Consider the following 26,137-nt stretch of genomic DNA (forward strand, 5'->3'; position numbering starts at 1 on the left):
TGCCGCGAACTTAGCCATCCTGCCCCCTTGACTGCGGTTCCGGAAGACCTCCGTGATGTTTCCCACCGATTTGATCGATCATTTTTACCGACGATCCTCCGTCGCCGCCTCCGCGGAGCCGGTGATCCAGCGCCGTACAGCGTCTGCCTGCGGAAACCGTGCGGACCGCCTGACCGATCGCCTGCCGCGAGCCGACCAGCACGACGAGCTTCTTGGCCCTGGTCACGGCGGTGTAGAGCAGGTTGCGCTGGAGCATCATCCAGGCACTCTTCGTCACGGGGATGACGACGGCCGGGTACTCGCTGCCCTGGGAACGGTGGATCGTCATGGCGTACGCGTGGGCGAGCTCGTCCAGCTCGTCGAAGTCGTAGCCGATCTCCTCGTCCTCGTCGGTGAGGACCGTCAGCCGCTGTTCGTCCAGGTCGAGGCCGGTGACGACGCCCACCGTGCCGTTGAAGACGCCGTTCTCGCCCTTGTCGTAGTTGTTACGGATCTGGGTGACCTTGTCCCCCACCCGGAAGACCCGGCCGCCGAACCGCTTCTCGGGCACGTCCGGCCGGCCCGGGGTGATCGCCTGCTGGAGCAGCCCGTTGAGATGTCCGGCCCCGGCCGGGCCCCGGTGCATGGGGGCGAGCACCTGGACGTCCCGGCGCGGATTGAGCCCGAACTTGGCCGGAATGCGACGGGCCGCGACGTCCACCGCGAGCACCCCGGCGTCCTCCGTCTCGTCCTCCACGAAGAGGAAGAAGTCACTGAGCCCCTGAGTGAGGGGCGGTACGCCGGAATTGATGCGGTGTGCGTTGGTGACGACGCCCGACTGCTGGGCCTGGCGGAAAATCGTGGTCAGCCGGACCGCGGGCACGGGGCCGCCCTCGGCGAGGAGGTCCCGCAGCACCTCCCCCGCCCCCACGGACGGCAGTTGGTCCACATCACCGACGAGCAGCAGGTGGGCACCCGGTGCCACCGCTTTCACCAGCTTGTTGGCGAGCAGCAGATCGAGCATCGACGCCTCGTCCACGACGACGAGATCGGCGTCGAGCGGGCGGTCCTTGTCGTACGCCGCGTCGCCGCCGGGCTTCAGTTCCAGCAGCCGGTGCACGGTGGACGCCTCGGCCCCCGTCAGTTCCGAAAGCCGCTTGGCCGCCCGGCCGGTGGGCGCGGCGAGCACGACCTTGGCCTTCTTGGCCCGGGCCAGCTCCACGATGGACCGGACCGTGAACGACTTGCCGCAGCCGGGGCCGCCGGTCAGCACGGCGACCTTCCGGCTCAGCGCGAGCCGTACGGCGGCCTCCTGCTCGGGCGCCAGCTTGGCGCCCGTCCGGCCCGCGAGCCACTTCAGCGCCTTGTCCCAGTCCACGTCCGCGAAGGCGGGCATCCGCTCCTCGGGCGTCCGCAGCAGCCGTCGTACCTGGGCGGCGAGCGAGATCTCCGCCCGGTGGAACGGGACCAGATACACGGCCGTCACCGGCTCGCCGCCCTCGGGCGACGGCACCTTCTCGCGTACGACGCCCTCCGGCTCCTCGGCCAGCTCCGCCAGGCACTCGATGACGAGCCCGGTGTCCACCTGGAGCAGCTTCACCGCGTCCGCGATCAGCCGTTCCTCGGGCAGGAAGCAGTGGCCCTGGTCGGTGGACTGCGACAGCGCGTACTGCAGCCCGGCCTTCACCCGTTCCGGGCTGTCGTGCGGGATGCCGACCGCCTGGGCGATCTTGTCGGCGGTAAGGAAGCCGATGCCCCAGACGTCGGCGGCCAGCCGGTAGGGCTGGTTCTTCACGACGGAGATCGAGGCGTCCTCGTACTTCTTGTAGATCCGCACGGCGATGGACGTCGAGACGCCGACGCCCTGGAGGAAGACCATGACCTCCTTGATCGCCTTCTGCTCCTCCCACGCGGCCGCGATCATCTTCGTCCGCTTGGGCCCGAGGCCGGGGACCTCGATGAGCCGCTTGGGCTCGCGCTCGATGATGTCCAGCGTGTCCACGCCGAAATGGGTGGTGATCCGGTCGGCCATCACGGGCCCGATGCCCTTGATCAGCCCGGATCCGAGGTAGCGCCGGATGCCCTGGATGGTGGCGGGGAGGACGGTCCGGTAGTTCTCCACGTGGAACTGCTTGCCGTACTGCGAGTGGGAGCCCCAACGCCCCTCCATCCGCAGCGACTCCCCCGGCTGCGCCCCGAGCAGCGCCCCCACGACGGTGAGCAGGTCGTTGCTTCCCCGACCGGTGTCGACGCGGGCGACGGTGTACCCGTTCTCCTCATTGGCGTACGTGATCCTCTCCAGCACGCCTTCGAGTACGGCCAGGTTGGGGGTGTGGGGCGTCGTAGTGGCCATGGCGCGACGCTACCGGGTGGGTGCGACAGCGGGCCCGCACGGCCGGCGTTCACCGGACTCGTCATCGTTGCGGTCAGGAGGCCACTGCGGTCAGTGAGCGGCTGTGCTTCGGGGTCTCGATCTCGTCGATCAGGGCGACCGCCAGGTCCGCGTACGAGAACGAGTCGGCGTCCGGCAGCAGCGCGTCGCCGCCCGTCCGGTAACGGCCCGTGCGGTCGGCCTCGTCGTCCAGGAGCACCGGCGGCGGAGCGAGCACCAGCCAGTCGACCGGGGTCTCGGCGGTGCGCAGTACGTCCAGTTCCGCCGCGTGGCCCAGCGAGAAGGTCCTGGCCTCCGCCGGGAAGCCGGGGGTGTCGTGGAGCATGACGCCCGGCGCCGCCTCCAGCGTCGTACCGATCCCGACCAGCACCAGCCGGGCCACGCCCGCCCGCTCCAGCCCGGCCAGCAGCGCGTGCGCCGCGCCCGCGAAGAACTCCGCCGACGGCATGTCCATCCGCGCCGCCGCCCCGATCGCCGCGTCGTGGCCCTCCGCCACCGCCGCCACGCTCTCCGCGTCGGTCACGTCCCCGGCGACCACGTCCACGCCGGGCCCGCCGAGCCCCGGATACGCGGCGGGGTCCCGCACCACCGCGGTGACCCGGTGGCCCCGCTCCACTGCCTCGGCCACCGCCCGCCGACCCGCGCGTCCACCGGCACCGAACACAACGATCCTGCCCATGGGTTGTCCCCCCGTCAGGGCCCGCGTCCTCCGCGAGCCGTTACCGCGACGCTAGAACGGCACCCCATGGTTTCCGCAACGATAGTTACGTACGCTCGACGCCGTGAGCCAACCCCTTGACGCCGGTATGTTCACCGGCTGCGACCACACCGAATCGCCGTTCCGGCTGGGCGGCAAGTGGACCGCGAAGATCGTCCGGTGCCTGGAGGAAGGCCCCCGGCGCTTCTCCGAGCTGGCGGTCCCCCTGCGCGGCATCACCCCGAAAGTCCTCACCGAGACCCTTCGCCACATGGAACGGGACGGCCTGATCACCCGTACCGTCGGCGACGGCATCCCGCCCCGCGTCGACTACGCGCTCTCCCCGCTCGGCCGATCCCTGCTCGCCCCCATGGCCGCCTGCTGCGCCTGGGCCGCCGCGCATCTGCCGGAGGTGGAGGGCGCCCGCGAGGCGTACGAGCGGGTGGCCGGCTCAGCCGTCCGCTGAGCGCGCGGCCCCCGTCGTCCGCTCGTTGGCCGCTTGTACGGTGACACTTCCGCCCAGGTGGTCGAAAGGTGTCGTGTGTCCGGGACCCGGGGCCGCCGGGATCGGCCGAGGGGTCCGCGAAGCTGCACTACAGCGGTGGAAAGAGCGGGCAGCCGATCACCGTCGACGGGACCATCGCCTGCGGGTCCGTCGTCGGGTCGTAGGGACCGGCCCGCAAGCCCCAACACCCCGATAGCATCCGGGACATGGGTAGATCGAAGCACCTCATATCGGCCATCGCGATCACCGCCGCCGGAGCGGCCCTCCTTGCGGGCTGCTCGTCCGGGGATTCCGACTCCGACGCGGCGGAACCGGCGGCCTCGTCCCCCGTCGCGTCCTCCCCGGCGGCGAGTCCGTCCGCGTCCGCAACGCCGTACACCGAACCCGCCGAGTGCGCGAGCCTCGGGCTCAAGTCGGAGGCGACGCTCGCCGGGAAGGACCTGGCCGGCTGCCTGTCCGCCGCGTTCGCCGCGTACGGGACCGGGACGGAGAACCTGCTCGTCGGGGACCGGTCGGGCACCACGCGGTTCCGCGTCGGGGACGATCCCGCGCTGGCGGGGGACGTCGACGGGGCGGACGGGAAGCACGCCGCGAACTCGTACGTCTCGGTCGGCGGCGAGGAGTGGATCAAGTCCGACGGGGTGTGGGAGAAGAGCGACTCCAAGGAGGAGGTCGACTCCGAGCTGGGGAGGAAGTACCGGACGGTCTCCGATCCGCAGGGCATCCCGGACCTCGTGGGCTCGTTCGCGACCTGGAAGGTGGACACCGAGAAGGCGCTGATCTCCCTGGAGAACGGCAAGAACGTCGAGGCGTGGCGCGTGACCAACGCCCAGCACTTCGACTACCAGGGCTCCGAGGTGGTCGAGTACATCGTGTGGCTGGACGACGACGGCACCCCGGTGGGCGTCCAGAACACGTCGAACACGGCGGGCAAGTCGAACACCTACGTCCAGCACTTCTACGACCTCGGGCAGCCCGTCACCATCGAGGCGCCGCCCCAGTAGTCCGTCAGCGACCCCGTCCGCCCCGGGACCCGCACCGCACAGGCGGGCCCCGGGGCGAAGCGGAATCAACAGGCGTGCTCGGCGTACCGGGACGCCACCTCCGCCAGGACCTCCGCGCCGTCGCGCGCCCACAGCGCCTCGTTGAAGATCTCCACCTCGACCGGGCCGTCGAAGCCCGTCGCCTCCACCGCCTCACGGAAGAAGCGGAAGTCCACGCTGCCGTCGCCGAGCTGGCCCCGGCCGAGCAGGACGCCGGCCGGTAGCGGGGTGATCCAGTCCGCGAGCTGGAAGGAGTGGATGCGGCCCGCCGCACCGGCCCGCGCGATCTGGGCGGGCGCCTGGTCGTCCCACCACAGGTGGTACGTGTCCACGACCACGCCCACCTGCTCGGCCGGGAAGCGCTCGGCGAGGTCCAGGGCCTGGGAGAGCGTCGAGACCACGCACCGGTCCGAGGCGAACATGGGGTGCAGGGGCTCGATGGCCAGGCGCACCCCGCGTTCGGCGGCGTAGGGCGCCAGCTCGGCCAGGGCGTCCGCGATGCGTTCGCGGGCCCCGTACAGGTCCTTGCTGCCTTCCGGGAGGCCGCCCGAGACGAGGACCAGGGTGTCCGTGCCCACGCCCGCCGCCTCGTCGAGCGCGGCGCGGTTGTCGTCCAGGGCGCGGGCGCGCTCCGCCGGGTCCAGGGCGGTGAGGAAGCCGCCCCGGCACAGGCTGGTGACGGTCAACCCGTGGTCGGCGACGAGGCGGGCCGTCGCCTCGACCCCGTACGACTGCACCGGGGCCCGCCAGAGGCCGACCTTGTCGATGCCCGCCTTCGCGCAGCCCTCGGCCAGCTCCGGCAGCGACCACTGCTTGATGGTCTCCTGGTTGATCGAGAGACGGCCGTCGCTCATCGGGTGCCTCCGTTGACCGTGAGGAACGCCCGCATCCTCGACTCCGCGAGCTCCGGGTCCGGGAACAGGCCGAGCCCGTCGGCGAGTTCGTACGCCTTCGCCAGGTGCGGGAGCGAGCGGGCCGACTGGAGGCCGCCCACCATCGTGAAGTGGTCCTGGTGGCCCGCCAGCCAGGCGAGGAAGACGACGCCCGTCTTGTAGAAGCGGGTGGGTGCCTGGAAGAGGTGCCGGGACAACTCGACGGTCGGGTCGAGCAGTTCGCGGAAGCCCTTCGTGTCACCGGTGTCCAGGACCCGTACCGCGTGCGCGGCCAGCGGGCCCAGCGGGTCGAAGATGCCGAGCAGCGCGTGGCTGAAGCCCCGGTCGTCGCCCGCGATCAGCTCCGGGTAGTTGAAGTCGTCCCCGGTGTAGCAGCGGACCCCGCTCGGCAGGCGGCGGCGCACGTCGATCTCGCGGTCCGCGTCGAGCAGCGACATCTTGATGCCGTCGACCTTGTCCGGGTGCTCCGCGATGACCTGGAGGAAGGTGTCGGTGGCGAGGTCCAGGTCGGTGGAGCCCCAGTAGCCTTCGAGCGCCGGGTCGAACATCGGGCCCAGCCAGTGCAGGACGACCGGTTCGGTGGCCTGGCGCAGCAGATGGGCGTACGTGTCCAGGTAGTCCTGGGGGCCCTGTGCGGCGGCGGCGAGCGCGCGGGAGGCCATCAGGATCGCCTGGGCCCCGCTCTCCTCGACCACGGCGAGCTGTTCCTCGTACGCCGCGCGCACCTCGGCGAGCGTCGCCGGGCCGGGCGGCAGCTGGTCCGTGCCGACGCCGCAGGCGATGCGGCCTCCGACCGCCTTGGCCTCGGCGGCCGAGCGGCGGATCAGCTCCTCGGCGCCCGCCCAGTCCAGGCCCATGCCGCGCTGCGCGGTGTCCATGGCCTCGGCCACGCCCAGGCCGTGCGCCCAGAGGTGGCGGCGGAAGGCGAGCGTGGCGTCCCAGTCGACGGCGGCCGGGGAGTCCGGCGTGACGTCGGCGTACGGGTCGGCGACGACGTGCGCCGCGGAGAAGACCGTACGGGAGCCGAGCGGGGTGCCCGTCGGGGTGAGGTCGAGCGGGGTGGCCCGGGGTTCGTACGGGCCCTGCGGGAGATGGATGGTCACGGTGACGACTCCGGGGGTACGGGAGGGAGGCGGCGGGTCACGGCGTCGGCTCCAAGGGGCCGAGAGGCGGACGGCCGGTCACAGGGACAGCTCCGGGACGTCCAGGCGGCGGCCCTCCGCGTGGGACTTCAGGCCCAGCTCCGCGAGCTGCACGCCGCGGGCGCCCGCCATCAGGTCCCAGGCGTACGGCTCGTCCAGCACGACGTGGCGGAGGAACAGCTCCCACTGGGCCTTGAAGCCGTTGTCGAAGACCGCGTTGTCCGGGACCTCCTGCCACTGGTCGCGGAAGGACTCGGTGACCGGCAGGTCCGGATTCCAGACCGGCTTCGGGGTGGCCGAGCGGTGCTGGACGCGGCAGTTGCGCAGGCCCGCGACGGCGGAGCCGTGGGTCCCGTCCACCTGGAACTCGACCAGCTCGTCGCGGTTGACCCGGACCGCCCAGGAGGAGTTGATCTGCGCGACCGCGCCGCCCTCCAGCTGGAAGATCCCGTAGGCGGCGTCGTCGGCGGTCGCCGCGTACGGCTCGCCGCGCTCGTCCCGGCGCTCCGGGATGTGGGTCTGGACGTGCGCCTGGACCGTGGTGACCCGGCCGAACAGCTCGTGGAGCACGTACTCCCAGTGCGGGAACATGTCCACGACGATGCCGCCGCCGTCCTCCGCGCGGTAGTTCCAGGAGGGGCGCTGCGCCTCCTGCCAGTCGCCCTCGAAGACCCAGTAGCCGAACTCGCCGCGCACCGACAGGATCTCGCCGAAGAAGCCGCCGTCGATGAGGCGCTTCAGCTTCAGCAGGCCCGGCAGGAAGATCTTGTCCTGGACGACGCCGTGCTTGATGCCGGCCTCCTGGGCCAGCCGGGCCAGGTCGAGGGCGCCTTCGACGTCCGTGGCGGTGGGCTTCTCGGTGTAGATGTGCTTGCCGGCGGCGACGGCCTTCTTGATCGCCTCCACCCGGGCCTGGGTGACCTGGGCGTCGAAGTAGATGTCGATGGTGTCGTCGCCGAGGACCGCGTCCAGGTCGGTCGACCACTCGGTCAGGCCGTGGCGGGCGGCCAGCTCCTCCAGGGCGTGGGCGCGGCGGCCGACGAGGACCGGTTCCGGCCACAGCACGTCGCCGTCGCCGAGGTCGAGGCCGCCCTGCTCGCGGATCGCGAGGATCGAGCGCACCAGGTGCTGCCGGTATCCCATGCGTCCCGTCACGCCGTTCATGGCGATGCGCACTGTCCTGCGTGTCACGAAAGTTCCCTCCGTACAGCCGTAGCAAGCGCTTTCTATGCGGGATGACGCTAGCCTGCCGACAGCGGCCCGGACAAGAGGGGCCCGTCAATCGGTCACAGGCCACGGAGGAACGCGATGACAGTCACCCTGGCGGACGTGGCGGCCCGCGCCCGGGTGTCCCCGGCCACCGTCTCCCGTGTGCTGAACGGCAATTACCCGGTGGCGGCGTCCACCCGGGAACGGGTGCTGCGCGCGGTGGACGATCTGGACTATGTGCTGAACGGGCAGGCCAGCGCCCTGGCGGCGGCCACCTCCGACCTGGTCGGCGTCCTCGTCAACGACATCGCCGACCCGTTCTTCGGGATCATGGCGGGCGCCGCGCAGACCGAGATCGGCGGGCCCGGCGACGGGTCCGGCCGGGCGGGCGGCGAGAAACTGGCGGTCGTCTGCAACACCGGCGGCTCCCCCGCCCGCGAGCTGACCTACCTCACCCTGCTCCAGCGCCAGCGCGCCGCCGCCGTCGTCCTCACCGGGGGCGCGGTGGAGGATCCGGAGCACCAGGTGGCGATGGCCGCGAAGCTGGCGAAGCTCGTGGAGGCGGGCACCCGGGTCGTGCTCTGCGGGCGGCCCCCGCTGCCGGACGGGGCGTCCGTGGTGGCCGCGCTGGCCTTCGACAACCAGGGCGGGGCCCGGCGCCTCACCGCGCATCTGCTGTCCCTGGGCCACCGCCGCATCGGCTATGTCGCGGGCCCGCTGGAACGGACCACCACCCGCCACCGGCTGGCCGGTCACCGCGAGGCGATGCGCGCGGCGGGGGCGGCCGGGGACGAGGACCGGCTGACCGTGCACGGCTCGTACGACCGGGGCTCCGGCTACGACGCGACGGTCGAACTCCTGCGCCGCGAACCGGAGATCACGGCGGTGGTCGCGGCGAACGACACGGTGGCGCTCGGCGCGGCGGCGGCGATCCGGGACCGGGGGCTGCGCATCCCGGAGGACATCTCGGTGGCCGGCTTCGACGACCTGCCGTTCTCGGTGGACGTGGTCCCGGCCCTCACGACGGTGCGGCTGCCGCTGGTCGAGGCGGGGGCGCGGGCGGGCAGGCTGGCCATGGGCAAGGAGGACCCGCCGCCGGGCGGCATCGCGCTGATCCCGGCCGAGCTGATGGTCCGCGGCTCGACGGCGGCGCCCCGGGGGTGAGCGCCGGGGGGCGGGGTACGTGTCAGGGCGCCCGCCTCTCGTAAGGTGCGGCGGCACCACGGAACGACGGAAGGAACACGCAAGTGAAGCTCGCTTTCTCCACCCTCGGGGTGCCGGGGCTGCCCATCGCCGACGTCGTCCGGCTGGCCGCCGACAACGGCTACCAGGGGGTCGAGCTGCGCGCCCACCCCGAGGAGCCGGTGCACCTGGGCCTCGGGCAGGCCGAACGGGCCGCCGTGCGGGCGGAGTTCGAGCGCGGCGGGGTCGAGATCCTGGGTGTGGCGGGGTACGCGAAGGTCGCCGCCGAGGGGTACGACCAGCCGGTCCTGGACGAGCTGGCCGCGCTGACCGAGCTGGCCCGGGACCTGGGCGCGTCGTACGTCCGGGTGTTCCCCGGGGGCGGCGAGCAGGACCCGGAGGAGGCCGACGCGGCCGCCGCGCGCAGGCTCGGGGCGGCCGCTCCGTACGCCGCCGACCTGGGCGTATGCCTGCTCCTGGAGACCCATGACTCGCACCGGGCGGGGGCCGATGTGGCCCGGGTGGCCGGGACCGTGGGGCACAAGAACATCGGTGCGCTGTGGGACGTCATGCACACCTGGCTGGCGGGCGAGGAGCCGGTGACCAGCCACGCGGTGCTGGCCCCGCACCTCGGCTACGTACAGGTGAAGGACATCGCCTCGGCGGACGACACCACGCCGCTGGCGCTGGGTGCGGGGGTGCTGCCGCTGCGAGCGTGCCTGGACACGCTGGACCCGGACGGCTGGGTCTGCTGGGAGTACGAGAAGCGCTGGTACCCGGAGGCGGCGGAGCTGCCGGGGCTGCTGGGCGCGGGGCGGGAGCACCTGTTGCGGCTGGGGCCTGTCTGACCATTCCCGTCGTCGCCCGCAGGGCGGCCGGGCGGCGTCAGGTGCGTGCTCTCGGCGTGCCGGCCCCAGACCCCTGTACTGGATGTACTGGGGTCTGGGGCCGGTGCGGCGAGAGTGCGTGCATGGCGTCGCCCGGCAGACGGGAATGGTCAGACAGGCCCCAGGCGCGCCCAAGCAGTAAGCGGTCTCAGGCCGGGACCGGTTCCCGGGCGGGTGCGCGGCGCGTCCCGGACAGCGAGGTGAGCGCCACCCCGCCGACCAGGAGCGCCGCCGCGCACCACCGCAGCGGGCTCACCGACTCGTCCAGCAGCAGCGCGGCCGAGGACATCCCGAAGACGGGCACCAGCAGGGTGAAGGGGGCGACGGAGGACGCCTGGTAGCGGCTGAGCAGGAAGCCCCACGCGCCGAAGCCGAAGACCGTGGCGACCCAGGCGACGAAGACGAGGGCCCCGGCGCCGCTCCAGTCGAGCCCGGCCAGCGCCGCGCGGTCACGGTCCCAGCCCTCGAAGAGCAGCGAGAGCCCGAGCAGCGGCAGGACGGGCACGGTCGAGACCCACACCATGAAGTTGAGCGGGTCGGGCGGGGCGGCCTTGCGGGTCAGCACGTTGGACACGCCCCAGCAGGCGGCCGCCGCGATCACCAGGACGAAGGCGAGCACGGGCCCGCTCGCGCCCTCGTCCACCGCCGCGACGCCGATCCCGGCGAGCGCCACCGCCATGCCCAGGAGCTTGGTGCGGCCCGGGCGTTCGCCCAGCGCGACGGCCGCGAAGAGTGCGGTGAAGACGGCCTGGACCTGGAGGACGAGCGAGGAGAGCCCGGCACCCATGCCCCGGTCCATGCCGATGAAGAGCAGCCCGAACTTGGCGACCCCGAGGGCCAGTCCGACCCCGACGATCCACTTCCAGGCGACCTTCGGACGCCCGACGAAGAAGACGGCCGGCAGGGCGGCGACCAGGAAGCGGAGGGCCGAGAAGAGGAGCGGCGGGAAGTGGTCGAGGCCCAGCTCGATGACGACGAAATTGACACCCCAGACGGCTGCCACCAGGGCGGCCAGGGCGATGTGAAGGGGACGCATGGACCGAGGATCACCCGCCCCGACCATGTAGCACCAGCGCGCGTTTCTTCATGGTGGAATTGAGCATCGCTAACGAATGACGCCGCCCCGGAGGCCTCGGATGCTCGATCTCGCCCGGCTGCGCGCCCTGCACGCGGTCTCCGTCCACGGGTCCGTCGCGGGCGCCGCGGCGGCCCTCGGCTACACCCCGTCGGCCGTCTCGCAGCAGATCACCAAGCTGGAGCGGGAGACCCGCACGACTCTGCTCGAACGGCGCGGGCGGGGCGTCGCGCTGACCGAGGAGGCCGTCCATCTGGCGGCTGCCGCCCAGCAGTTGCTGGCGATCGTGGAGCGCGCGGAGACCTCGCTGGAGGAGCGCCGGGGGCTGCCGACCGGGCGGCTGTCGGTGGGGGCGTTCCCCTCGGCGGCGCGCGGGCTGCTGCCCGGGGCGCTGGCGGATCTGGACCGCGAGCACCCGGAGCTGGACGTCCGGATGACCGAGGTGGACCCGCATCTGTCGGTGGACCTGGTCGCGAAGGGCGTGATCGATCTGGCCGTCGCGCACGACTGGGACATCGCCCCGCTGCCCGCTCCGGAGGGCGTGGAGCAGGCGGTGATCGGGGACGACCTCTGCGACCTGCTGGTCCCCGCGGGGCACCGGCTGGCGGGGCGGGACGGGGTGCGGCGCGAGGAACTGGCGCGGGAGCGGTGGATCTGCCAGCCGCCGGGGACGGTCTGCCACGACTGGCTCGTACGGACGTTGCGCGCGGCGGGGTACGCGCCGGACATCCGGCACCAGGCGGAGGAGAACCACACCCAGCTCGCCCTGCTCGCCGCCGGTCTCGGGGTCGCGATGATCCCCCGGCTGGGGCGCGGGCCGCTGCCGGAGGGCGTGGTGGCGGTGCGGATGGACCCGGTGCCGGTGCGGCGGCTGTACGCGCTGTGGCGTACGGGGGCGGCCCGGCGGCCCGCGATCACGGCGGCGGTCGCGGCACTCCAGGCGCACGGGGCGCGGGTGGGTCTGCGGTAGGCGTGGGGCACCTGAGACGCGCTCAAAACGGCCCGCACCCTTGACCGGAAGTTATTTTCTGGATATCCGTGCTCCTTGGAAGTTTCTTTCACCCCCTCGTCACCGAGAACGGCCGAAGGAGCTCACGTGCACCACCGCACCTCCAGACGCACCCTCCTCACCGCCACCGCGGCCACCGCGGTCGCCGCCGCGGCGGGCATGGCGACCGCCCCGGGCGCCGCCGCCTCCCAGGGCTCCGGCTCCGCGCACAGCAGCCACACCTCCGCCGCCACGACCCGGCGGCTGAAGCGGCTCATCTCCCGGATGAGCCTGGAGGAGAAGGTCGGCCAGCTCTTCGTCATGCGGGTCTACGGGCACTCCGCCACCGACCCCGACCAGGCCGACATCGACGCCAACCTCGCCGAGATCGGGGTGCGTACGGCCGCCGAGATGATCGCCAAGTACCACGTCGGCGGGATCATCTACTTCGCCTGGGCGCACAACACCCGCGACCCGCACCAGATCGCCGAGCTCTCCAACGGCATCCAGCGCGCGGGCCTCGCGGGCCCGTCCCGCGTGCCGCTGCTGATCTCCACCGACCAGGAGCACGGCATCGTCTGCCGCGTCGGCGAGCCCGCCACGCTGATGCCGGGCGCGATGGCGCTTGGCGCGGGCGGTTCGCGCTCCGACGCCCGCAGGGCCGGGCAGATCGCGGGCGCCGAGCTGGCGGCGATCGGCATCAACCAGAACTACGCGCCGGACGCCGACGTCAACGTGAACCCGGCCAACCCGGTCATCGGCGTCCGCTCCTTCGGCTCGGACCCGCAGTCCGTGGCGGACATGGTCGCCGCGCAGGTGAAGGGGTATCAGAGCGCCGGGATCGCCTCCACGGCCAAGCACTTCCCGGGCCACGGCGACACCAGCACCGACAGCCACACGGGCCTGCCGGTCATCGGCCACACCCGGGAGCAGTGGGCGGAGCTGGACGCGCCCCCGTTCCGGGCGGCCATCGCGGCGGGCATCGACTCGATCATGACCGCGCACATCGTGGTGCCCGCGCTCGACCCGGCCGAGGACCCGGCGACCCTGTCGAAGCCGATCCTCACCGGCATCCTGCGCGAGGAGCTGGGCTACGACGGGGTGGTGGTCACCGACTCGCTGGGCATGGAGGGCGTGCGCACGAAGTACGGGGACGACCGGGTGCCGGTGCTCGCGCTCCAGGCCGGCGTGGACCAGCTGCTGAACCCGCCGAGCCTGGAGGTCTCGTGGAACGCGCTGCTGGCGGCCGTCAAGAGCGGTGAGGTCAGCGAGGCCCGGCTGGACGAATCGATCCTGCGCATCCTGCGCCTGAAGACGAAGCTGGGGCTCTTCGAGCAGCCGTTCGTCTCCGGGCGCGGGGTGGACCGTACGGTCGGCACCCGGGCGCATCTGGCCGCCGCCGACCGGATCGCCGAGCACACGACGACCCTGCTGGCCAATGAGGGCCGGCTGCTGCCGCTGTCGCGCCGTTCGCACCGGAACCTGCTGGTGGTGGGCGCCGACCCGGCCTCGCCCTCGGGCACCACGGGGCCGCCGACGACGACGCTGGCCGAGGCGTTCAACGAGCTGGGGTACGCGGCGACCGCGTTGTCCACCGGGACCGCGCCCACCCAGGCGTCCATCGACGCGGCGGTGGCAGCCGCGCGGGGCAAGGACGCGGTGGTCGTGGGGACGTACAACGTCACGGCGACCAGTTCGCAGCGCACCCTCGTCAGCGCGCTGGCCGCGACGGGCGTCCCGGTGATCACGCTCGCCATCCGCAATCCGTACGACATCGCGCAGCTGGCGGGGACGGGGCACAAGGCGCACCTGGCCGCGTACTCCTGGACCGACGTCGAACTGCGCGCGGCGGCCCGGGTGATCGCGGGCCGGGCCCGCCCGGAGGGCCGCCTCCCGGTTCCGGTGCAGCGGGCGGACGACCCGTCGAAGGTGCTGTATCCGGTGGGGTACGGGCTGAAGTACTGAGCACCTCCTGCCCCGGTGGCCGCGGCCACCGGGGCAGGATCACCTCACGGGCGCCGGACGCCGAGGCGGTGGTCGGTCGTCAGGTCCTTGTTGTCGAGCCGTGCGTCGAACTTCGCGAGCGGCTTCGCCTTGGACTCGTCCTGCTGGACGGCGGCCGGGGCGACGCCCGCCCAGCGCAGGATCGCGGCCGTGGCCGTGGCGTTCTCCGAGGGCACGAGGCCCGCGACGTTGGAGCCGTGGTTCCCGCCGGGCTGGGTGAAGACGTAGCTGTCACGGGCGCCCGCCCCGAGCCGGAACCGCTCCGCGCCCCACGGGTCGTTCTCGCCGTAGACGTACAGCATGTGTGTGGCGTGGTGCTTCACCCAGCTGTCGACGTCCCGCATCACCCCGGGCTGGAACCTCATCGGGATGGAGCGCGGCACGAAATTGCGCGGCGGCTGGTAGCCGTAGCGGCTGAGCTTGCCGAGCCAGGGCTGCTTGATGTCGGGCGAACCGAGCTGGGTGCCCGCCTGGTAGTAGTACGGGGTGTAGTTGGCCAGGCCCTGATCGGCGTAGGCGGAGAAGCCGGAGATCGCGTCGACCGAGTCCCAGATCTCCTGGTCGGTCGCCTTCTTCGCGTCGGCCGGGAGGCTGTCGCAGTCGGCGAGCAGGCTGTACTGCCAGAACGCCCACACGTAGTCCATGACGACGGCCTCGTACGCCTTGTCCAGCGAGCCGACCGTGTCGAAGGTGTAGCCGTTGTCGGCCGCGTACTGCGCGTACTTCTCCTCCAGCGGCGCGCGGCGGATCAGGGCCTCGCGCTGGACGCCGCTCAGCTTGTCGCGGCACTCCTTGGTGCCGACCTTCGCGAAGAACCGGTCGTACGCCGAGTCCTCGTTGTTCACCACGTCGTTGGGGGCGACGTAGGCGACGACGCCGTCCATGTCCTTCGGGTAGAAGCGCTCGTAGTACGTGGCGGTCATGCCGCCCTTGGAGCCGCCGGTGGTCAGCCAGTTCTTGGAGTAGATCCGCTTGAGCGCGGTGAAGACGCGGTGCTGGTCGCTGGCCGCCTGCCAGATGTCCAGCTTCGACCAGTCGGCGGGCGACGGGCGCGACGGGGTGAAGTAGCGGTACTCCAGCGAGACCTGGTTGCCGTCGACGATCCGGGTGGGCTCGGAGCGGCTGGGGTTGGTGGAGACGTTGTAGCCGCCGGTGAAGAAGACCGTGGGACGCGAGGTGTCCTTGTGCAGCAGGGTGATCCTCTGCTGGAACGTTCCCTTGGACGGGTGGCGGTGGTCGACGGGCTGGGTGTAGTTGAGGACGAAGTAGCGGTAGCCCGCGTAGGGCTTCTCCTCGATGAGACTCATGCCCGGGATGGCCAGGATGCGGTCCTTGATGTCCGTGCTCGTTCCGCTGTCGCTCACGGCGGTGCCGAGCGGTGCCGGTACGGCGGCGGTGGCCGCCCCGGCCGAGGCACCCGTCGCACTCACCGTGCCGATGAGCACCGCGAGCGACAGGATTCCTCTGAGCGCCTTACGCATGCGTGTCCTCCCCTGAGCCGTCTCCGGATTCCCGCGAGACGCCTCTTGGTCCACAGCTGACGCGGTGAACCTAGCGGGGCAACACCCGCACCACCAGACCCCCTTGCCCGGGTCCGGGAGCTGTCACCCGGTCAGCACAGGATCCAGCCGGTGCGGGCGCCCTTGCCGTCGACGGTGCCGGAGACCCGCACGCACCGGTTCAGCGCGTGGACGGTCAACGGGCCCGCCAGCTGCGTGAAGCGGCCGCTGTCCGTGACGGGGAGGCCGCCGCGCGGCTGGATGGTCACGGACATGGTGCGGCGCTTGCCGGGCTTGGCGGCGACCGCGGTGACACAGGCGTAGGCGCGGGACTTGTAGACGCGGAGCTCGCCCGTCGCGAACTTCACCGTCTTCTTGGGGCGGCCCGCGCAGACCGAGGCGGCGTCCGCGCTCCCCGCGACCGCCCCGCCGGTCACCAGTGCGAGGGCGGTGGCCAGGGCGAGGACCACGGCATGGCGGCGGAGCCCTCGCCGCGCGCCCCGGGCGTGTCCTTCGGTCCCTCTGGTCACAGCAGCCCCATCGCTTCATCGAACATCCGCGCCTCTACCCGACACCTGGGCGCATATGCCTGTACCTGCGTACGACGCGGGAGGCCATCCGGAGGTTGCATCCGGCGGGCCCGGCACCTGCGGGAGCCGGGGCGCCCCACCATGGAGCCCGACAGGACAGACCACCACGAAAGGCAGGAACCGTCATGACCCGAACCCGCTCAGCCCGGCGCACCGCCGGTCGTACGCTGCTCGCCTCCGCGCTCCTCGCCGCCGCCGTCGCCGTGCCCGCCGCCGCCGCCACGGCCGCCCCGCGCGAGGCGGCCGCCGGGGCGACGGTCACCGACGAGACCGCGACCCAGGAGTCCCGGCTGGTGGACGACTTCTACAGCGCGTACATCGACGCGGTGGCCGCCGAGGACGGCGGGGACCTCGCCACCGCGCTGCGCGGGTTCTACCTCACCCCCGAGCTGCGCGAACGCCTCGCGGGCTGGGAGGCGTCGAACCACGCGGACGGCGTGCTCCTCGCCCAGGACGTCCCCGCCGACCACCTGGTCACCCCGGGCCACAGCGGCGCCGGGCACACCTGGTCCACGGTCCGGCTCACCTGGGGATCGCCCGAGGACCCCACGTACACCTACCTGACGGTGCGCTCCGACCTCGCGACCGGGAAGATCTCGGCGATCCGCGACGACGCGTAGCCTCAGACGCCCGCGGGCTCGTCCTCCCCTATGAACGTGCGCCACAGCACCGCGTAGTGCCCGTCGCGGGCCAGGAGTTCGTCGTGGGTGCCGTCCTCCACGACCCGGCCGTGGTCCATCACCACGACCCGGTCCGCGCGGGCGGCCGTGGTCAGGCGGTGGGCGACGACAAGCGTGGTGCGGCGGCCCGCGAGCCGGTCGGTCGCCTGGTTCACCAGCGCCTCGCTGGCCAGGTCGAGCGAGGCGGTCGCCTCGTCCAGGAGCAGGATGTCCGGGTCGACCAGCTCGGCGCGGGCGAGCGCGATCAGCTGGCGCTGTCCGGCCGAGAGGTTGCGGCCCCGCTCGGCGACCTCGTGGAGGTAGCCGCCGTCCAGCGTGGCGATCATGTCGTGCGCCCCGACCGCCCTGGCGGCCGCCTCCACCTCCGCGTCGGTGGCGTCCGGCCGCCCGTAGGCGATGGCGTCGCGCACGGTCCCGGGGAAGAGGTACGCCTCCTGCGGTACGACTCCGAGCCTGCGCCGGTACGCGGTGATCCCGAGCGCGCGCAGGTCGGCGCCGTCCACCGTGATCCTGCCGTCGGTCGGGTCGTAGTACCGGGCGACCAGCTTGACCAGGGTGGACTTCCCGGCCCCGGTCTCCCCGACGAACGCGACGGTCTGCCCGGCCGGGATGCGCAGGTCGACGCCCCGGAGGGCCGCCTCCTCGTCCCCGTAGGCGAAGGACACGTCCTCGAAGGCGATCTCGCCGCGCAGTTCGCGGACGTGGCGCGGGTCGTCGCGGTCGGTGGTGGAGGCGGGCTCGCGCAGAAGTTCCTGGATGCGGCCGAGGGAGACGGCGGCCTGCTGGTAGCCGTCGAAGACCTGGGAGAGCTGCTGGACGGGCGCGAAGAACAGGTCGATGTAGAGCAGGTAGGCGACCAGCGCGCCCGCGGTGAGCGTGGAGTCGTCCACCCGGTGGGCGCCGACGATCAGCACCGCCGCCGCGGCCACCGAGGACAGCAGCTGGACGAACGGGAAGTAGACGGAGATCAGCCACTGCCCGCGCACCCGGGCCTCGCGGTACTCGTCGCTGCGCGCGGCGAACGCGTCGGCCCCGTCCCGCTCGCGCCGGAACGCCTGCACGATGCGGAGACCGGCGACGGACTCCTGGAGGTCGGCGTTGACGACGCTGATCCGTTCACGGGCCAGCTCGTACGCCTTGACGCTCTTGCGGCGGAAGAAGACGGTCCCGACGACGAGGACGGGCAGGGTCGCGAAGACCACGAGGGCCAGTTCCACGTCCAGGACCAGCAGCGCGACCATGATGCCGAGGAAGGTGACGACGGAGACGAAGGCGGTGACCAGGCCGGTCTGGAGGAACGTGGACAGCGCGTCCACGTCCGTCGTCATCCGGGTCATGATGCGGCCGGTCAGCTCGCGCTCGTAATAGTCGAGCCCCAGGCGCTGGAGCTGGGCGAAGATCTTCAGCCGCAGCGCGTACAGCACCCGCTCACCGGTGCGGCCGGTCATCCGGGTCTCGCCGATCTGGGCCGCCCACTGCACGAGGACGACGACCAGGGCGAAGGCGGATGCCGTCCAGACCGCGCCCAGCGCGAGCTGGGTGACCCCGTCGTCGATGCCGTTACGGATCAGGACCGGGAGCAGCAGCCCGGCTCCGGCGTCCACGGCGACCAGGCCGAGGCTGACGAGCAGCGGCAGCCCGAAGCCGCGCAGCAGCCTGCGCAGCCCGTAGGAGTCCTCGGGGCGCACGGCGCGGGCCTCGTCCACGTCCGGGGTGTCGTTCGCCGGAGGCAGGGCGTCCACCTGGGCGAGCAGTTCGGGCGTGGCGGGCGTACCCGCCGTGTCGGCGGACCGGTCCTGCTCGCGGCGCACCCACAGCGCGGGCGTGATGCCGCGCTCGGCGTCGAACGCGGCGTCGATCTCCTCCTGGAGCGCGCGGTCCCCCTCCGGGTCCTCGGGGGCCGCGGCCGGGCGGTGACCGGGCGAGGGGCTGCCGAGCTCGTCGGGGTCGGTGAGCAGGCGCCGGTAGAGGGCGCAGCGGCGCTCCAGCTCCTCGTGGGTGCCGAGGTCGGCGAGGCGACCGTTGTCGAGGACGGCGATGCGGTCCGCGAGGTTCAGGGTGGAGCGGCGGTGGGCGATGAGCAGGGTCGTACGGCCTGCCATCACCTGGCGCAGGGCCTCGTGGATCTCGTGCTCGACGCGGGCGTCCACGGCGGAGGTGGCGTCGTCCAGGAGCAGCAGGCGGGGGTCGGTGAGGATGGCCCGGGCGAGGGCGATGCGCTGGCGCTGGCCGCCGGAGAGGGTGAGGCCGTGCTCGCCGACCTTGGTGTCGTAGCCGTTCGGCAGCTCGGCGATGAAGCGGTGGGCCTGGGCGGAGCGGGCGGCCTGTTCGATCTGCTCGTCGGTGGCGCCGGGCAGGCCGTACGCGATGTTGGAGCGGACGGTGTCGGAGAACAGGAAGCTGTCCTCGGGGACGAGCCCGATCGCGGCGCGCAGCGAGTCGAGGGTGAGCTCCCGCACGTCGTGGCCGCCGACGAGGACCGCGCCGTGCGTGACGTCGTAGAAGCGCGGCAGCAGCAGCGAGACGGTGGACTTGCCGCTGCCGGAGGCGCCGACGACGGCGACGGTCTCGCCGGGTTCGATGGTCAGCGAGAAGCCGTCGAGGACCGGGCGGCGGGTGTCGTCGTACCCGAATCGCACGTCCTCGAACTCGACGCTGGCGGGGGCGTCGGCGGGGAGTTCCTTGGCGCCGTCCTTGAGGGAGGGCTCGGTGTCGATGAGCTCCAGGACGCGTTCCACTCCGGCGCGGGCCTGCTGGCCGACGGTGAGGACCATGGCGAGCATGCGGACCGGGCCGACGAGCTGCGCGAGGTACGTGGAGAACGCGACGAAGGTGCCGAGGGTGATCTCGCCCCGGGTGGCCAGCCAGCCGCCGAGGGCCAGCATCGCGACCTGGCCGAGGGCGGGCACGGACTGGAGGGCGGGGGTGTAGCGGGAGTTCAGCCGGATGGTGCGCAGCCGGCCCGCGAACAGCTTGCGGCCGACCTCGCGCAGCTTGCCGGTCTCCTGCTCCTCCTGGCCGAAGCCCTTGACGACGCGGACGCCGGAGACGGCCCCGTCCACGACTCCGGCGACGGCGGCCGCCTGCGACTGGGCGTACCAGGTGGCGGGGAAGAGGCGGGCGCGGGAGCGGCGGGCGATGTACCAGAGGGCGGGGGCGACGGCGACGGCGACGAGGGTGAGCAGCGGCGACAGCCAGGCCATGATCACCAGGGAGATCAGGAACAGCAGCACGTTGCCGATGGTCATCGGGAGCATGAAGAGCAGGCTCTGGATGAGCTGGAGGTCGCTGGTCGCGCGTCCGACGACCTGCCCGGTGGACAGTTCGTCCTGGCGCTTGCCGTCGAGCCGGGTGATCGTCCCGTACATGCCGGTCCGCAGGTCGTGCTGGACGTCCAGGGCGAGCCGGCCGCCGTAGTAGCGGCGGATGTAGGTGGAGGCGTAGACGAGGGCGGCCGCCACGATCAGCAGGCCGGTCCAGACGGCGAGGGAGCGGGTGTGGCCGACGACGACGTCATCGATGATCACCTTGGTGATCAGGGGGACGAGGGCCATCACGGCCATGCCGGCGAGCGAGGAGCCGAGCGCCAGCAGGACGTTGCGGCGGTAGCGCCAGGCGTAGCCGCTCAGTCTCCGCGCCCAGCCGCCCCGCTGCCCGCGTTCCGTCTCCCGTGCGTCCGCCACCCGGTGCCTCCCGTTCGACCTGTTCCGACGGAAGGCACCAACACGGGTTGTTGCGGATTTCATCCCTCCGCAACAAATACGGGACCTGAGACCTAGGCCGTGCCTGGATCGCGCCTAGGAGCGGGCGGCGTGCATGATGCGCGGGTTGAGGTCCTTGTGGACGACCCGGGCGACGGCCTGGATGGTGTTGATGCCGTCGTTCATCGTCTTGTTGTCCTGGGTGAGCACGGTCAGCCCGTAGTCGTGGCCGTTGCCGGTGAAGGCGCCGATGCTGTGGACCCGCCAGCCGTGGGTGGAGCGCTGCAGCCAGCCGTTCTTCAGCTGGACGGTGGTCCCGGTGACGGCACCGGCCGGGGTGCCCCAGCGCTGCGAGGAGACGACCTTCTTCATCAGCCCCAGCTCGTAGGAGCGGGCGCTGTCGGTGAGCACGGAGTTCTTCGAGGTGAGCAGGGTCAGCAGCCGCTGCTCGTCCTGGGCGGTTATCTGGGTCAGGCCCCAGTAGCCGCCGGAGCCGGGCACGGTGTGGGTCATCCCGGCCGCCTTGAGGAAGGCGTTGACCTTGGTGGTGCCGAGCTGCTTCCACAGGGCGGTGGTCGCGTCGTTGTCGGACTTGGTGATCATCTTGGTGCTGAGGTCGATCTCGCGCTGGGTGAGGTAGCGGTTGTGCTGGGAGTTGTCCCACAGGAGCGTGGCCAGCACGGTCGCCTTCACGACGCTCGCGGAGTCGTACTTGGTCGTCGCGCGCAGCGTGCAGGTGGTGTTGGTGGACCGGTCGTAGAGCGCGAGCGCGACGGTGGACTTGCGGCCCTTGAGCGCGGCGGTGATGTCCTTGGTCAGCTGGGCGGCGAGCCCGGCCCGCCCGGAGGTGCAGCTCACCGAGGCGGTCGCGGCGGACGCGGGCGCGGCGGCGAGCGCGACGGGCGCGAGGACCCCGGCGGCGACGGCGGCACAGAGCGCGGCGCGGCGGCGCCCGGTGGTACGGGACGTGGTCATGGTGTGTTCCCCCTGAACGATTCCTGCGGGCGGCCCCCCGGCACGCCCGCAAGAGATGACTCGCGGGCGGCGGGAAGGTTGTACGCGCCACGGAGCCCGGCACGGGCCTGTTACAGGTGTGTCGGCTCGAACTACAGGTGTGTCGGCTCGAACATCGTCAGGTGGGCCGGGAGTACGACGACCGAGGGGCCCCGCCGTCCGAATGCCTCCGCCAGGTCCGTGGCGAGCGTTTCGGGGCTCGTGCGGACCGCGGGGACGCCGAAGGACGCGGCGAGGGCGGCGAAGTCCGGGCGGGCCAGCTCCGTGCCGGTGGTCTCGCCGAAGGCACCGGTGAGGTACTCGCGCAGGATGCCGTAGCCGCCGTCGTCCACGATGAGCCAGGTCACCGGCAGGTCGTACTGCCGGGCGGTGGCCAGTTCCGCGACGGAGTACATCGCGCCGCCGTCGCCGGAGACCGCGAGGACCGGCCGGGTGGGGTCGGCCACCGCCGCGCCGAGCGCCGCCGGGAACGCGTAGCCGAGGCCGCCCGCGCCCTGGGCGGAGTGCATGGTGTTCGGGCGGCGGGCGTCGAACGCGGCCCAGGCCCAGTAGCCGAGGATCGTCATGTCCCAGAAGCTGGGCGAGGCGTCGGGCAGGGCGGTCCGGATCGCGGTCAGAAGGTCCTGTTCCAGGTCGCGGCCCTGGCCGGCGATCCGGTCCCGGACGCGGGCGAGCACCCCGGCGGCCCGGTCGGCGGCCGCCGGGTCCTCGCGCGGGGCGACCGCGTCGATGAGGTCGGCGAGCGCGTCGCGGGCGTCCGCGTGGATGCCGAGCGCCGGGAGGTTGGCCTCCAGCTTCCCGGCGTCCGCCTCGATCTGGATCACCCGGCCGCGCGGGGCGAACGTGTAGTAGTTCGAGGAGAGTTCGCCGAGTCCGGAGCCGACGACGAGCAGGACGTCGGCGTCCTCCAGGAAGTCGGTGACGTGCCGGTCCTCCACCCAGGACTGGAGCGAGAGCGGGTGCTGCCAGGGGAAGGCGCCCTTCCCGCCGTACGTGGTGACCACGGGGGCCTTGATCTTCTCGGCCAGCGCCCGCAGCTTCCCGGACGCGTCCGACCGTACGACTCCGCCGCCCGCGACGATCGCCGGGCGCTCCGCGTGCGACAGCAGGTGCGCGGCGACCGCGATGAGCTCCGGGCGGGCGTGGAGCTCGCGCGGGGTGGCGTCCGGGGCGAGGACGACGGGCAGCCCGGTCTCCGCGTCCAGCACGTCCTGCGGGATCTCGACCCAGACGGGGCCGTGCGGGGCCGTCAGCGCGGACTCCCAGGCGGCGGCGATCGCCGACGGGATCTGCGAGGCGGCGCGCACGGTGTGGACGGACTTCACCACGTCCCGGAACGACGCCTGCTGGTCGCGCAGCTCGTGCAGGTGGCCGTGGCGCCCGCCGCCCAGACCGCGCACCGGGACCTGGCTGGAGACCGCGAGCACCGGCGCGGAGGCGGCGGCCGCCTCCTGGAGCGCGGCGAGCGAGGTCAGCGCGCCGGGCCCGGTCGACAGGAACAGCGGGGCGACCTCGCCGGTGATCCGCCCGTAGGCGTCGGCCGCGAAGCCCGCGTTGTTCTCGACGCGCAGCCCCACGTACTGGAGCGACGAGCGGCGCAGCGCGTCGAACAGCGCCAGCGCGTGCTGTCCGGGCAGCCCGAAGACCGTCGTCGCGCCGAGCCCGCGCAGCGTCTCGACGACGAGGTCGCCGCCGGTGCGTCCGGGCGGGGGGTTTAGCGCGGCCTCGATCTGCGCGGGGGTGAGCTCGGGCCGCTCGTCGTGGTGGTCGTGACTCACTGCTGGCGGGCCTCCGCGATCTGGCGGGTCATGATCGTCGTCAGCTCGTACGCGGTGTGCGAGGCGGCGACGGAGGTGATCTCCGCGTGATCGTACGCGGGGGCGACCTCGACCAGGTCGGCGGAGACCAGGTGGCAGGAGGACAGACCGCGCACGATCTCCAGGAGCTCGCGGGAGGTGAGGCCGCCCGCCTCGGGGGTGCCGGTGCCGGGGGCGTGCGCCGGGTCCAGCACGTCGATGTCGATGGAGATGTACAGCGGCCGGTCGCCGATCCGCTGGCGCAGCTGGTCCGCGATCTCGTCCACGCCGCGCCGCATCACGTCGGCGGAGGTGACGATCCCGAAGCCCATCTTGGCGTCGTCGGTGAGGTCCTGCTTGCCGTAGAGCGGGCCGCGGGTGCCGACGTGGGAGAGCGCCGAGGTGTCGAGGATGCCCTCCTCGACGGCCCGGCGGAACGGGGTGCCGTGGGTGTAGGCGGCGCCGAAGTAGGTGTCCCAGGTGTCGAGGTGGGCGTCGAAGTGGAGCAGCGCGACCGGGCCGTGCTTCTTGGCGACGGACCGCAGCAGCGGCAGCGCGATGGTGTGGTCGCCGCCGAGCGTCATCAGCCGGGCGCCCGTGGACAGCAGCTCGTCGGCCGCCGCCTCGACGGTCTCCACGGCCTCCTCGATGTTGAACGGGTTGGCCGCGATGTCCCCCGCGTCGGCGACCTGCGCCAGGGCGAAGGGCGAGGCGTCCTGCGCCGGGTTGTACGGGCGCAGTAGGCGCGACGCCTCACGGATCGCGTTGCCGCCGAAGCGGGCGCCGGGCCGGTAGGAGACACCCGAGTCGAACGGCACCCCGACGACGGCCACGTCCGCCGTGCCGACCTCGTCCAGGCGGGGCAGCCGGGCGAACGTCGCGGGGCCCGCGTACCGGGGGATGCGCGAGGAGTCGACGGGGCCGCGGGGCGTCTCGTTGCTGGTCATGACGGGGGGTGCCCTTTCCTGGGATGCGTGTGCCGAGGCGACGCTAGGCGGCCGCGGGGGCGGACTGAAGTGTACGTTTCGTCCACTCACCCACCGGAACGGATGAAACCGCCACGCCCCGGCCCCGCGCGCCCCCGATCCGGCCACCCGAGGTGTCCCCGCCGTCACCCCATGCCTTATGTTGCAATGGCAAAGGGGGGTCGCATGGCACGGGATTACGACAGTCAGCTGCTGGAGTCGGTGGGAGTACGCCGCCGGCGGATGCGCGACGCGCTCCTGTTCGGCACCGGCCGTGCGCGGCGGACGGCCGACGAGCGCCTGGGCAAGGTCTTCGCGGGCATCGCCATCACCGCGGTGCTGTGCGCGGGCTGCGTCGGCTGGTCCTTCCTCCAGCACACCCTGGACAAGCAGAAGGCCGAGCAGGAGAAGCAGCAGCGGCAGTACCAGCAGTCCGTCCGCTGACCGGCCGACCCGATTGCACCGTTTGCACCGTTTGCCCTCGACATTCCTGGACGTCGCGATGATTGGTTCTCGTCAGTGAGTACGGCAATGGCTTCCCGCGCGGAGATGAGCCGGGTGACCCTGGTCGGTGAGCGGCGCCGCGCGGATCTCGTCCTGCCGTCCGACACCCCGGTCGGGCAGCTCCTTCCGGACATCCTCCAACTGCTGGACGACCGGGCCGCGTCCCGCCCGCTGACCCGGCAGCTGCTGACCGCCGACGGCTCGGCGCTGCCGCACGACGCCACCCTGGCCTCGGCGGGCATCGGCGACGGTGCCGTGCTCCGGCTGGTCCGCATCCACGCGGCCCCACCGGCCCCGGTGGTCCACGACGTCACGGACCAGGTGGCGGACAGCCTGGACCTGCAGACCTGGCGCTGGCGTCCGGCCGCCCGCCGCGTCGGCGCGGGCGCGGCGACCGTGGTCTTCGCGGTGATCGCCGCGCTGCTCGCCCGCCGCGAGTTCCCGCTGGGCGCGCTGGCCGGGGCGCTGGCGGGCATCACGGTCCTGCTGCTGGTGGCCGGTGCGCTGGTCGCCCGGCTCGGCCGGGGCAACCGCTCGCTGGCGACCGCGCTGCTCCTCGTCTCGGCCGGGCTCGGCGTCCTCACGGCGTGGACGGCCGCCGACGCCCACGACTGGTCCGGCGCGCTGCGGCTGGCGGCCGTGGCCGGGGCTGTCGCCCTGTCGCTGGTGCTGCTCGGGCTGCTCTCGCCGCTGGGCCGGGGCGGGCTGATCGGCGCGCTGGCCACGGCCGTGATGACGGGGGTCTGGGAGGTCGTCGCGGCCGCCACGGCGGACCCGGCCCGGCTCGGCGCCGTGATGGCCGTGTTCTCCGTGGTGCTGCTCGGTCTGCTGCCCCGGCTGGCGCTGATGGCGTCGGGCCTCACGGGGCTGGACGACCGCCGCTCGGGCGGTGCCTCGGTCAGCCGCCACGACGTGGGCAACGCGCTGGCCGCCACGCACCGGGGCCTCGCCCTGGCGACGCTCGTCACGGCGGTGTCGGCCGCCGCCGGGGGCTACCTCCTCACCACGGCGGACCGGCCGACGGTGTGGACGGTGCTGCTGCCGTGCCTGGTCGCGGTGGTGCTGCTGTCCCGGGCCCGGGCGTTCCCGCTGGTCGCGGAGGTGGTGGCGCTGTTCGCCGCCGCCGCGTTCACCGGGGTGCGGCTGGTGATGCTGTGGCTGGACCACTCCGGGGGCGGGGGGCCCGTCGCGGTCCTGTGCGCGGCCGCGCTGCTGCCCCTGCTCGCGCTGGTGGCGGAGCCGCCGGAGCACGTACGGGTGCGGCTGCGGCGGACGGCCGACCTGATCGAGTCCATCGGCGTCGTGGGGCTCTTCCCGCTCGCCGTCGGGGTGTTCGGCGTCTACGGGCAACTGCTGAACAAGTTCTGACGACTCCGAGACCACACACGCGGG

21 protein-coding genes are annotated in these 26,137 nt (G+C 72.7%); 9 read left to right on the forward strand and 12 right to left on the reverse strand.

All coding sequences use genetic code 11. The annotated features are described in order from the left end of the window. Nucleotides 1-10 precede the first annotated feature (10 nt). Together recD2 and AMK18_RS18255 are read right to left on the reverse strand one after the other, a co-directional pair. Nucleotides 11-2,332, reverse strand: coding sequence for an SF1B family DNA helicase RecD2 (recD2, locus tag AMK18_RS18250; RefSeq protein ID WP_018105989.1), 2,322 nt, complete (start codon nt 2,330-2,332; stop codon nt 11-13). A 73-nt stretch (nt 2,333-2,405) separates the two neighbouring features. Next, complete coding sequence (locus AMK18_RS18255; protein WP_198957030.1) at nt 2,406-3,050, reverse strand: NAD(P)-dependent oxidoreductase; 645 nt, start codon at nt 3,048-3,050, stop codon at nt 2,406-2,408. Nucleotides 3,051-3,177: 127 nt separating this feature from the next. On the opposite strand from AMK18_RS18255, the gene AMK18_RS18260 reads away from it, so the two are divergent. Further along, nucleotides 3,178-3,534: a winged helix-turn-helix transcriptional regulator gene (locus tag AMK18_RS18260; protein ID WP_073863575.1), complete on the forward strand. Its 357-nt coding sequence runs from the start codon at nt 3,178-3,180 to the stop codon at nt 3,532-3,534. 245 nt (nt 3,535-3,779) lie between these two features. After that, nucleotides 3,780-4,577 carry a hypothetical protein gene (locus AMK18_RS18265; protein WP_073863576.1) on the forward strand — a complete coding sequence of 266 codons (798 nt, stop codon included), beginning with the start codon at nt 3,780-3,782 and terminating at the stop codon, nt 4,575-4,577. 65 nt (nt 4,578-4,642) lie between these two features. Here the strand turns inward: AMK18_RS18265 and AMK18_RS18270 are convergent, their stop codons facing one another. The 3 genes from AMK18_RS18270 to AMK18_RS18280 all read right to left on the reverse strand — a co-directional run bounded on the left by AMK18_RS18270 (nt 4,643) and on the right by AMK18_RS18280 (nt 7,842). Continuing rightward, the gene (locus AMK18_RS18270; RefSeq protein ID WP_073863577.1) at nt 4,643-5,470 is read right to left on the reverse strand and encodes a sugar phosphate isomerase/epimerase family protein; all 828 of its coding nucleotides are present in this window, start codon (nt 5,468-5,470) and stop codon (nt 4,643-4,645) included. Beyond that, complete coding sequence (locus AMK18_RS18275; protein ID WP_073863578.1) at nt 5,467-6,612, reverse strand: dihydrodipicolinate synthase family protein; 1,146 nt, start codon at nt 6,610-6,612, stop codon at nt 5,467-5,469. The genes AMK18_RS18270 and AMK18_RS18275 overlap by 4 nt, the downstream gene beginning before the upstream one ends. A 78-nt stretch (nt 6,613-6,690) precedes the next feature. Then, nucleotides 6,691-7,842 (reverse strand): Gfo/Idh/MocA family protein, encoded by a 1,152-nt coding sequence (locus tag AMK18_RS18280; protein ID WP_026171903.1) that lies wholly within the window; start codon nt 7,840-7,842, stop codon nt 6,691-6,693. A gap of 117 nt (nt 7,843-7,959) precedes the next feature. Here AMK18_RS18280 and AMK18_RS18285 point away from each other — a divergent pair, with 117 nt between their 5' ends. Both AMK18_RS18285 and AMK18_RS18290 read left to right on the forward strand, forming a co-directional pair. Further along, a complete protein-coding gene (locus AMK18_RS18285) occupies nt 7,960-9,024 on the forward strand; it encodes a LacI family DNA-binding transcriptional regulator (RefSeq protein WP_073863579.1) in 1,065 nt (354 codons plus the stop codon). Nucleotides 9,025-9,107: 83 nt separating this feature from the next. After that, complete coding sequence (locus AMK18_RS18290; RefSeq protein WP_073863580.1) at nt 9,108-9,890, forward strand: sugar phosphate isomerase/epimerase family protein; 783 nt, start codon at nt 9,108-9,110, stop codon at nt 9,888-9,890. Between the two features lie 187 nt (nt 9,891-10,077). On the opposite strand, the gene AMK18_RS18295 is transcribed toward AMK18_RS18290, so the two are convergent. Further along, nucleotides 10,078-10,965, reverse strand: a complete 888-nt coding sequence (locus tag AMK18_RS18295) for an EamA family transporter (protein WP_073863581.1) — start codon at nt 10,963-10,965, stop codon at nt 10,078-10,080. A gap of 100 nt (nt 10,966-11,065) precedes the next feature. On the opposite strand from AMK18_RS18295, the gene AMK18_RS18300 reads away from it, so the two are divergent. Next, the gene (locus AMK18_RS18300; RefSeq protein WP_073863582.1) at nt 11,066-11,974 is read left to right on the forward strand and encodes a LysR family transcriptional regulator; all 909 of its coding nucleotides are present in this window, start codon (nt 11,066-11,068) and stop codon (nt 11,972-11,974) included. A gap of 126 nt (nt 11,975-12,100) precedes the next feature. Then, on the forward strand, nt 12,101-13,957 hold the full coding sequence (locus AMK18_RS18305) for a glycoside hydrolase family 3 protein (RefSeq protein ID WP_073863583.1): 1,857 nt from the start codon (nt 12,101-12,103) through the stop codon (nt 13,955-13,957). A 44-nt stretch (nt 13,958-14,001) separates the two neighbouring features. On the opposite strand, the gene AMK18_RS18310 is transcribed toward AMK18_RS18305, so the two are convergent. After that, nucleotides 14,002-15,477, reverse strand: coding sequence for a S28 family serine protease (locus tag AMK18_RS18310; protein WP_073863584.1), 1,476 nt, complete (start codon nt 15,475-15,477; stop codon nt 14,002-14,004). 131 nt (nt 15,478-15,608) lie between these two features. Next, the gene (locus tag AMK18_RS18315) at nt 15,609-16,025 is read right to left on the reverse strand and encodes a hypothetical protein (RefSeq protein WP_073863585.1); all 417 of its coding nucleotides are present in this window, start codon (nt 16,023-16,025) and stop codon (nt 15,609-15,611) included. Between the two features lie 185 nt (nt 16,026-16,210). On the opposite strand from AMK18_RS18315, the gene AMK18_RS18320 reads away from it, so the two are divergent. Further along, nucleotides 16,211-16,705, forward strand: coding sequence for a hypothetical protein (locus AMK18_RS18320; RefSeq protein WP_073863586.1), 495 nt, complete (start codon nt 16,211-16,213; stop codon nt 16,703-16,705). 2 nt (nt 16,706-16,707) lie between these two features. On the opposite strand, the gene AMK18_RS18325 is transcribed toward AMK18_RS18320, so the two are convergent. From AMK18_RS18325 to speB, 4 genes are all read right to left on the reverse strand, one after another. Then, the gene (locus AMK18_RS18325) at nt 16,708-20,448 is read right to left on the reverse strand and encodes an ABC transporter ATP-binding protein (protein ID WP_073863587.1); all 3,741 of its coding nucleotides are present in this window, start codon (nt 20,446-20,448) and stop codon (nt 16,708-16,710) included. A gap of 114 nt (nt 20,449-20,562) precedes the next feature. Next, nucleotides 20,563-21,441: a serine hydrolase gene (locus AMK18_RS18330; RefSeq protein ID WP_018105972.1), complete on the reverse strand. Its 879-nt coding sequence runs from the start codon at nt 21,439-21,441 to the stop codon at nt 20,563-20,565. Nucleotides 21,442-21,572: 131 nt separating this feature from the next. Continuing rightward, complete coding sequence (locus AMK18_RS18335) at nt 21,573-23,258, reverse strand: thiamine pyrophosphate-binding protein (RefSeq protein WP_073863588.1); 1,686 nt, start codon at nt 23,256-23,258, stop codon at nt 21,573-21,575. Continuing rightward, nucleotides 23,255-24,223, reverse strand: coding sequence for an agmatinase (gene speB, locus AMK18_RS18340; protein WP_018105970.1), 969 nt, complete (start codon nt 24,221-24,223; stop codon nt 23,255-23,257). Before speB ends, AMK18_RS18335 begins: the two co-directional genes overlap by 4 nt. 204 nt (nt 24,224-24,427) lie before the next feature. Between speB and AMK18_RS18345 the strand changes: the two genes are divergently transcribed. Both AMK18_RS18345 and eccD read left to right on the forward strand, forming a co-directional pair. Next, nucleotides 24,428-24,685 (forward strand): hypothetical protein, encoded by a 258-nt coding sequence (locus AMK18_RS18345; protein ID WP_018105969.1) that lies wholly within the window; start codon nt 24,428-24,430, stop codon nt 24,683-24,685. 87 nt (nt 24,686-24,772) lie between these two features. After that, nucleotides 24,773-26,113 carry a type VII secretion integral membrane protein EccD gene (gene eccD, locus AMK18_RS18350; RefSeq protein ID WP_018105968.1) on the forward strand — a complete coding sequence of 447 codons (1,341 nt, stop codon included), beginning with the start codon at nt 24,773-24,775 and terminating at the stop codon, nt 26,111-26,113. The last annotated feature ends 24 nt before the right edge of the window (nt 26,114-26,137 follow it).

This window comes from Streptomyces sp. CB01249 (genome assembly GCF_001905735.1).
Lineage (GTDB): Bacteria > Actinomycetota > Actinomycetes > Streptomycetales > Streptomycetaceae > Streptomyces.

Bases quoted from the DNA above. Each gene is read 5' to 3' on its own strand.
- recD2 (WP_018105989.1), bottom strand. From the start codon at position 2,332: ATGGCCACTACGACGCCCCACACCCCCAACCTGGCCGTACTCGAAGGC.
- AMK18_RS18255 (WP_198957030.1), bottom strand. From the start codon at position 3,050: ATGGGCAGGATCGTTGTGTTCGGTGCCGGTGGACGCGCGGGTCGGCGG.
- AMK18_RS18260 (WP_073863575.1), top strand. From the start codon at position 3,178: ATGTTCACCGGCTGCGACCACACCGAATCGCCGTTCCGGCTGGGCGGC.
- AMK18_RS18265 (WP_073863576.1), top strand. From the start codon at position 3,780: ATGGGTAGATCGAAGCACCTCATATCGGCCATCGCGATCACCGCCGCC.
- AMK18_RS18270 (WP_073863577.1), bottom strand. From the start codon at position 5,470: ATGAGCGACGGCCGTCTCTCGATCAACCAGGAGACCATCAAGCAGTGG.
- AMK18_RS18285 (WP_073863579.1), top strand. From the start codon at position 7,960: ATGACAGTCACCCTGGCGGACGTGGCGGCCCGCGCCCGGGTGTCCCCG.
- AMK18_RS18295 (WP_073863581.1), bottom strand. From the start codon at position 10,965: ATGCGTCCCCTTCACATCGCCCTGGCCGCCCTGGTGGCAGCCGTCTGG.
- AMK18_RS18300 (WP_073863582.1), top strand. From the start codon at position 11,066: ATGCTCGATCTCGCCCGGCTGCGCGCCCTGCACGCGGTCTCCGTCCAC.
- AMK18_RS18310 (WP_073863584.1), bottom strand. From the start codon at position 15,477: ATGCGTAAGGCGCTCAGAGGAATCCTGTCGCTCGCGGTGCTCATCGGC.
- AMK18_RS18320 (WP_073863586.1), top strand. From the start codon at position 16,211: ATGACCCGAACCCGCTCAGCCCGGCGCACCGCCGGTCGTACGCTGCTC.
- AMK18_RS18330 (WP_018105972.1), bottom strand. From the start codon at position 21,441: ATGACCACGTCCCGTACCACCGGGCGCCGCCGCGCCGCGCTCTGTGCC.
- speB (WP_018105970.1), bottom strand. From the start codon at position 24,223: ATGACCAGCAACGAGACGCCCCGCGGCCCCGTCGACTCCTCGCGCATC.
- AMK18_RS18345 (WP_018105969.1), top strand. From the start codon at position 24,428: ATGGCACGGGATTACGACAGTCAGCTGCTGGAGTCGGTGGGAGTACGC.
- eccD (WP_018105968.1), top strand. From the start codon at position 24,773: ATGGCTTCCCGCGCGGAGATGAGCCGGGTGACCCTGGTCGGTGAGCGG.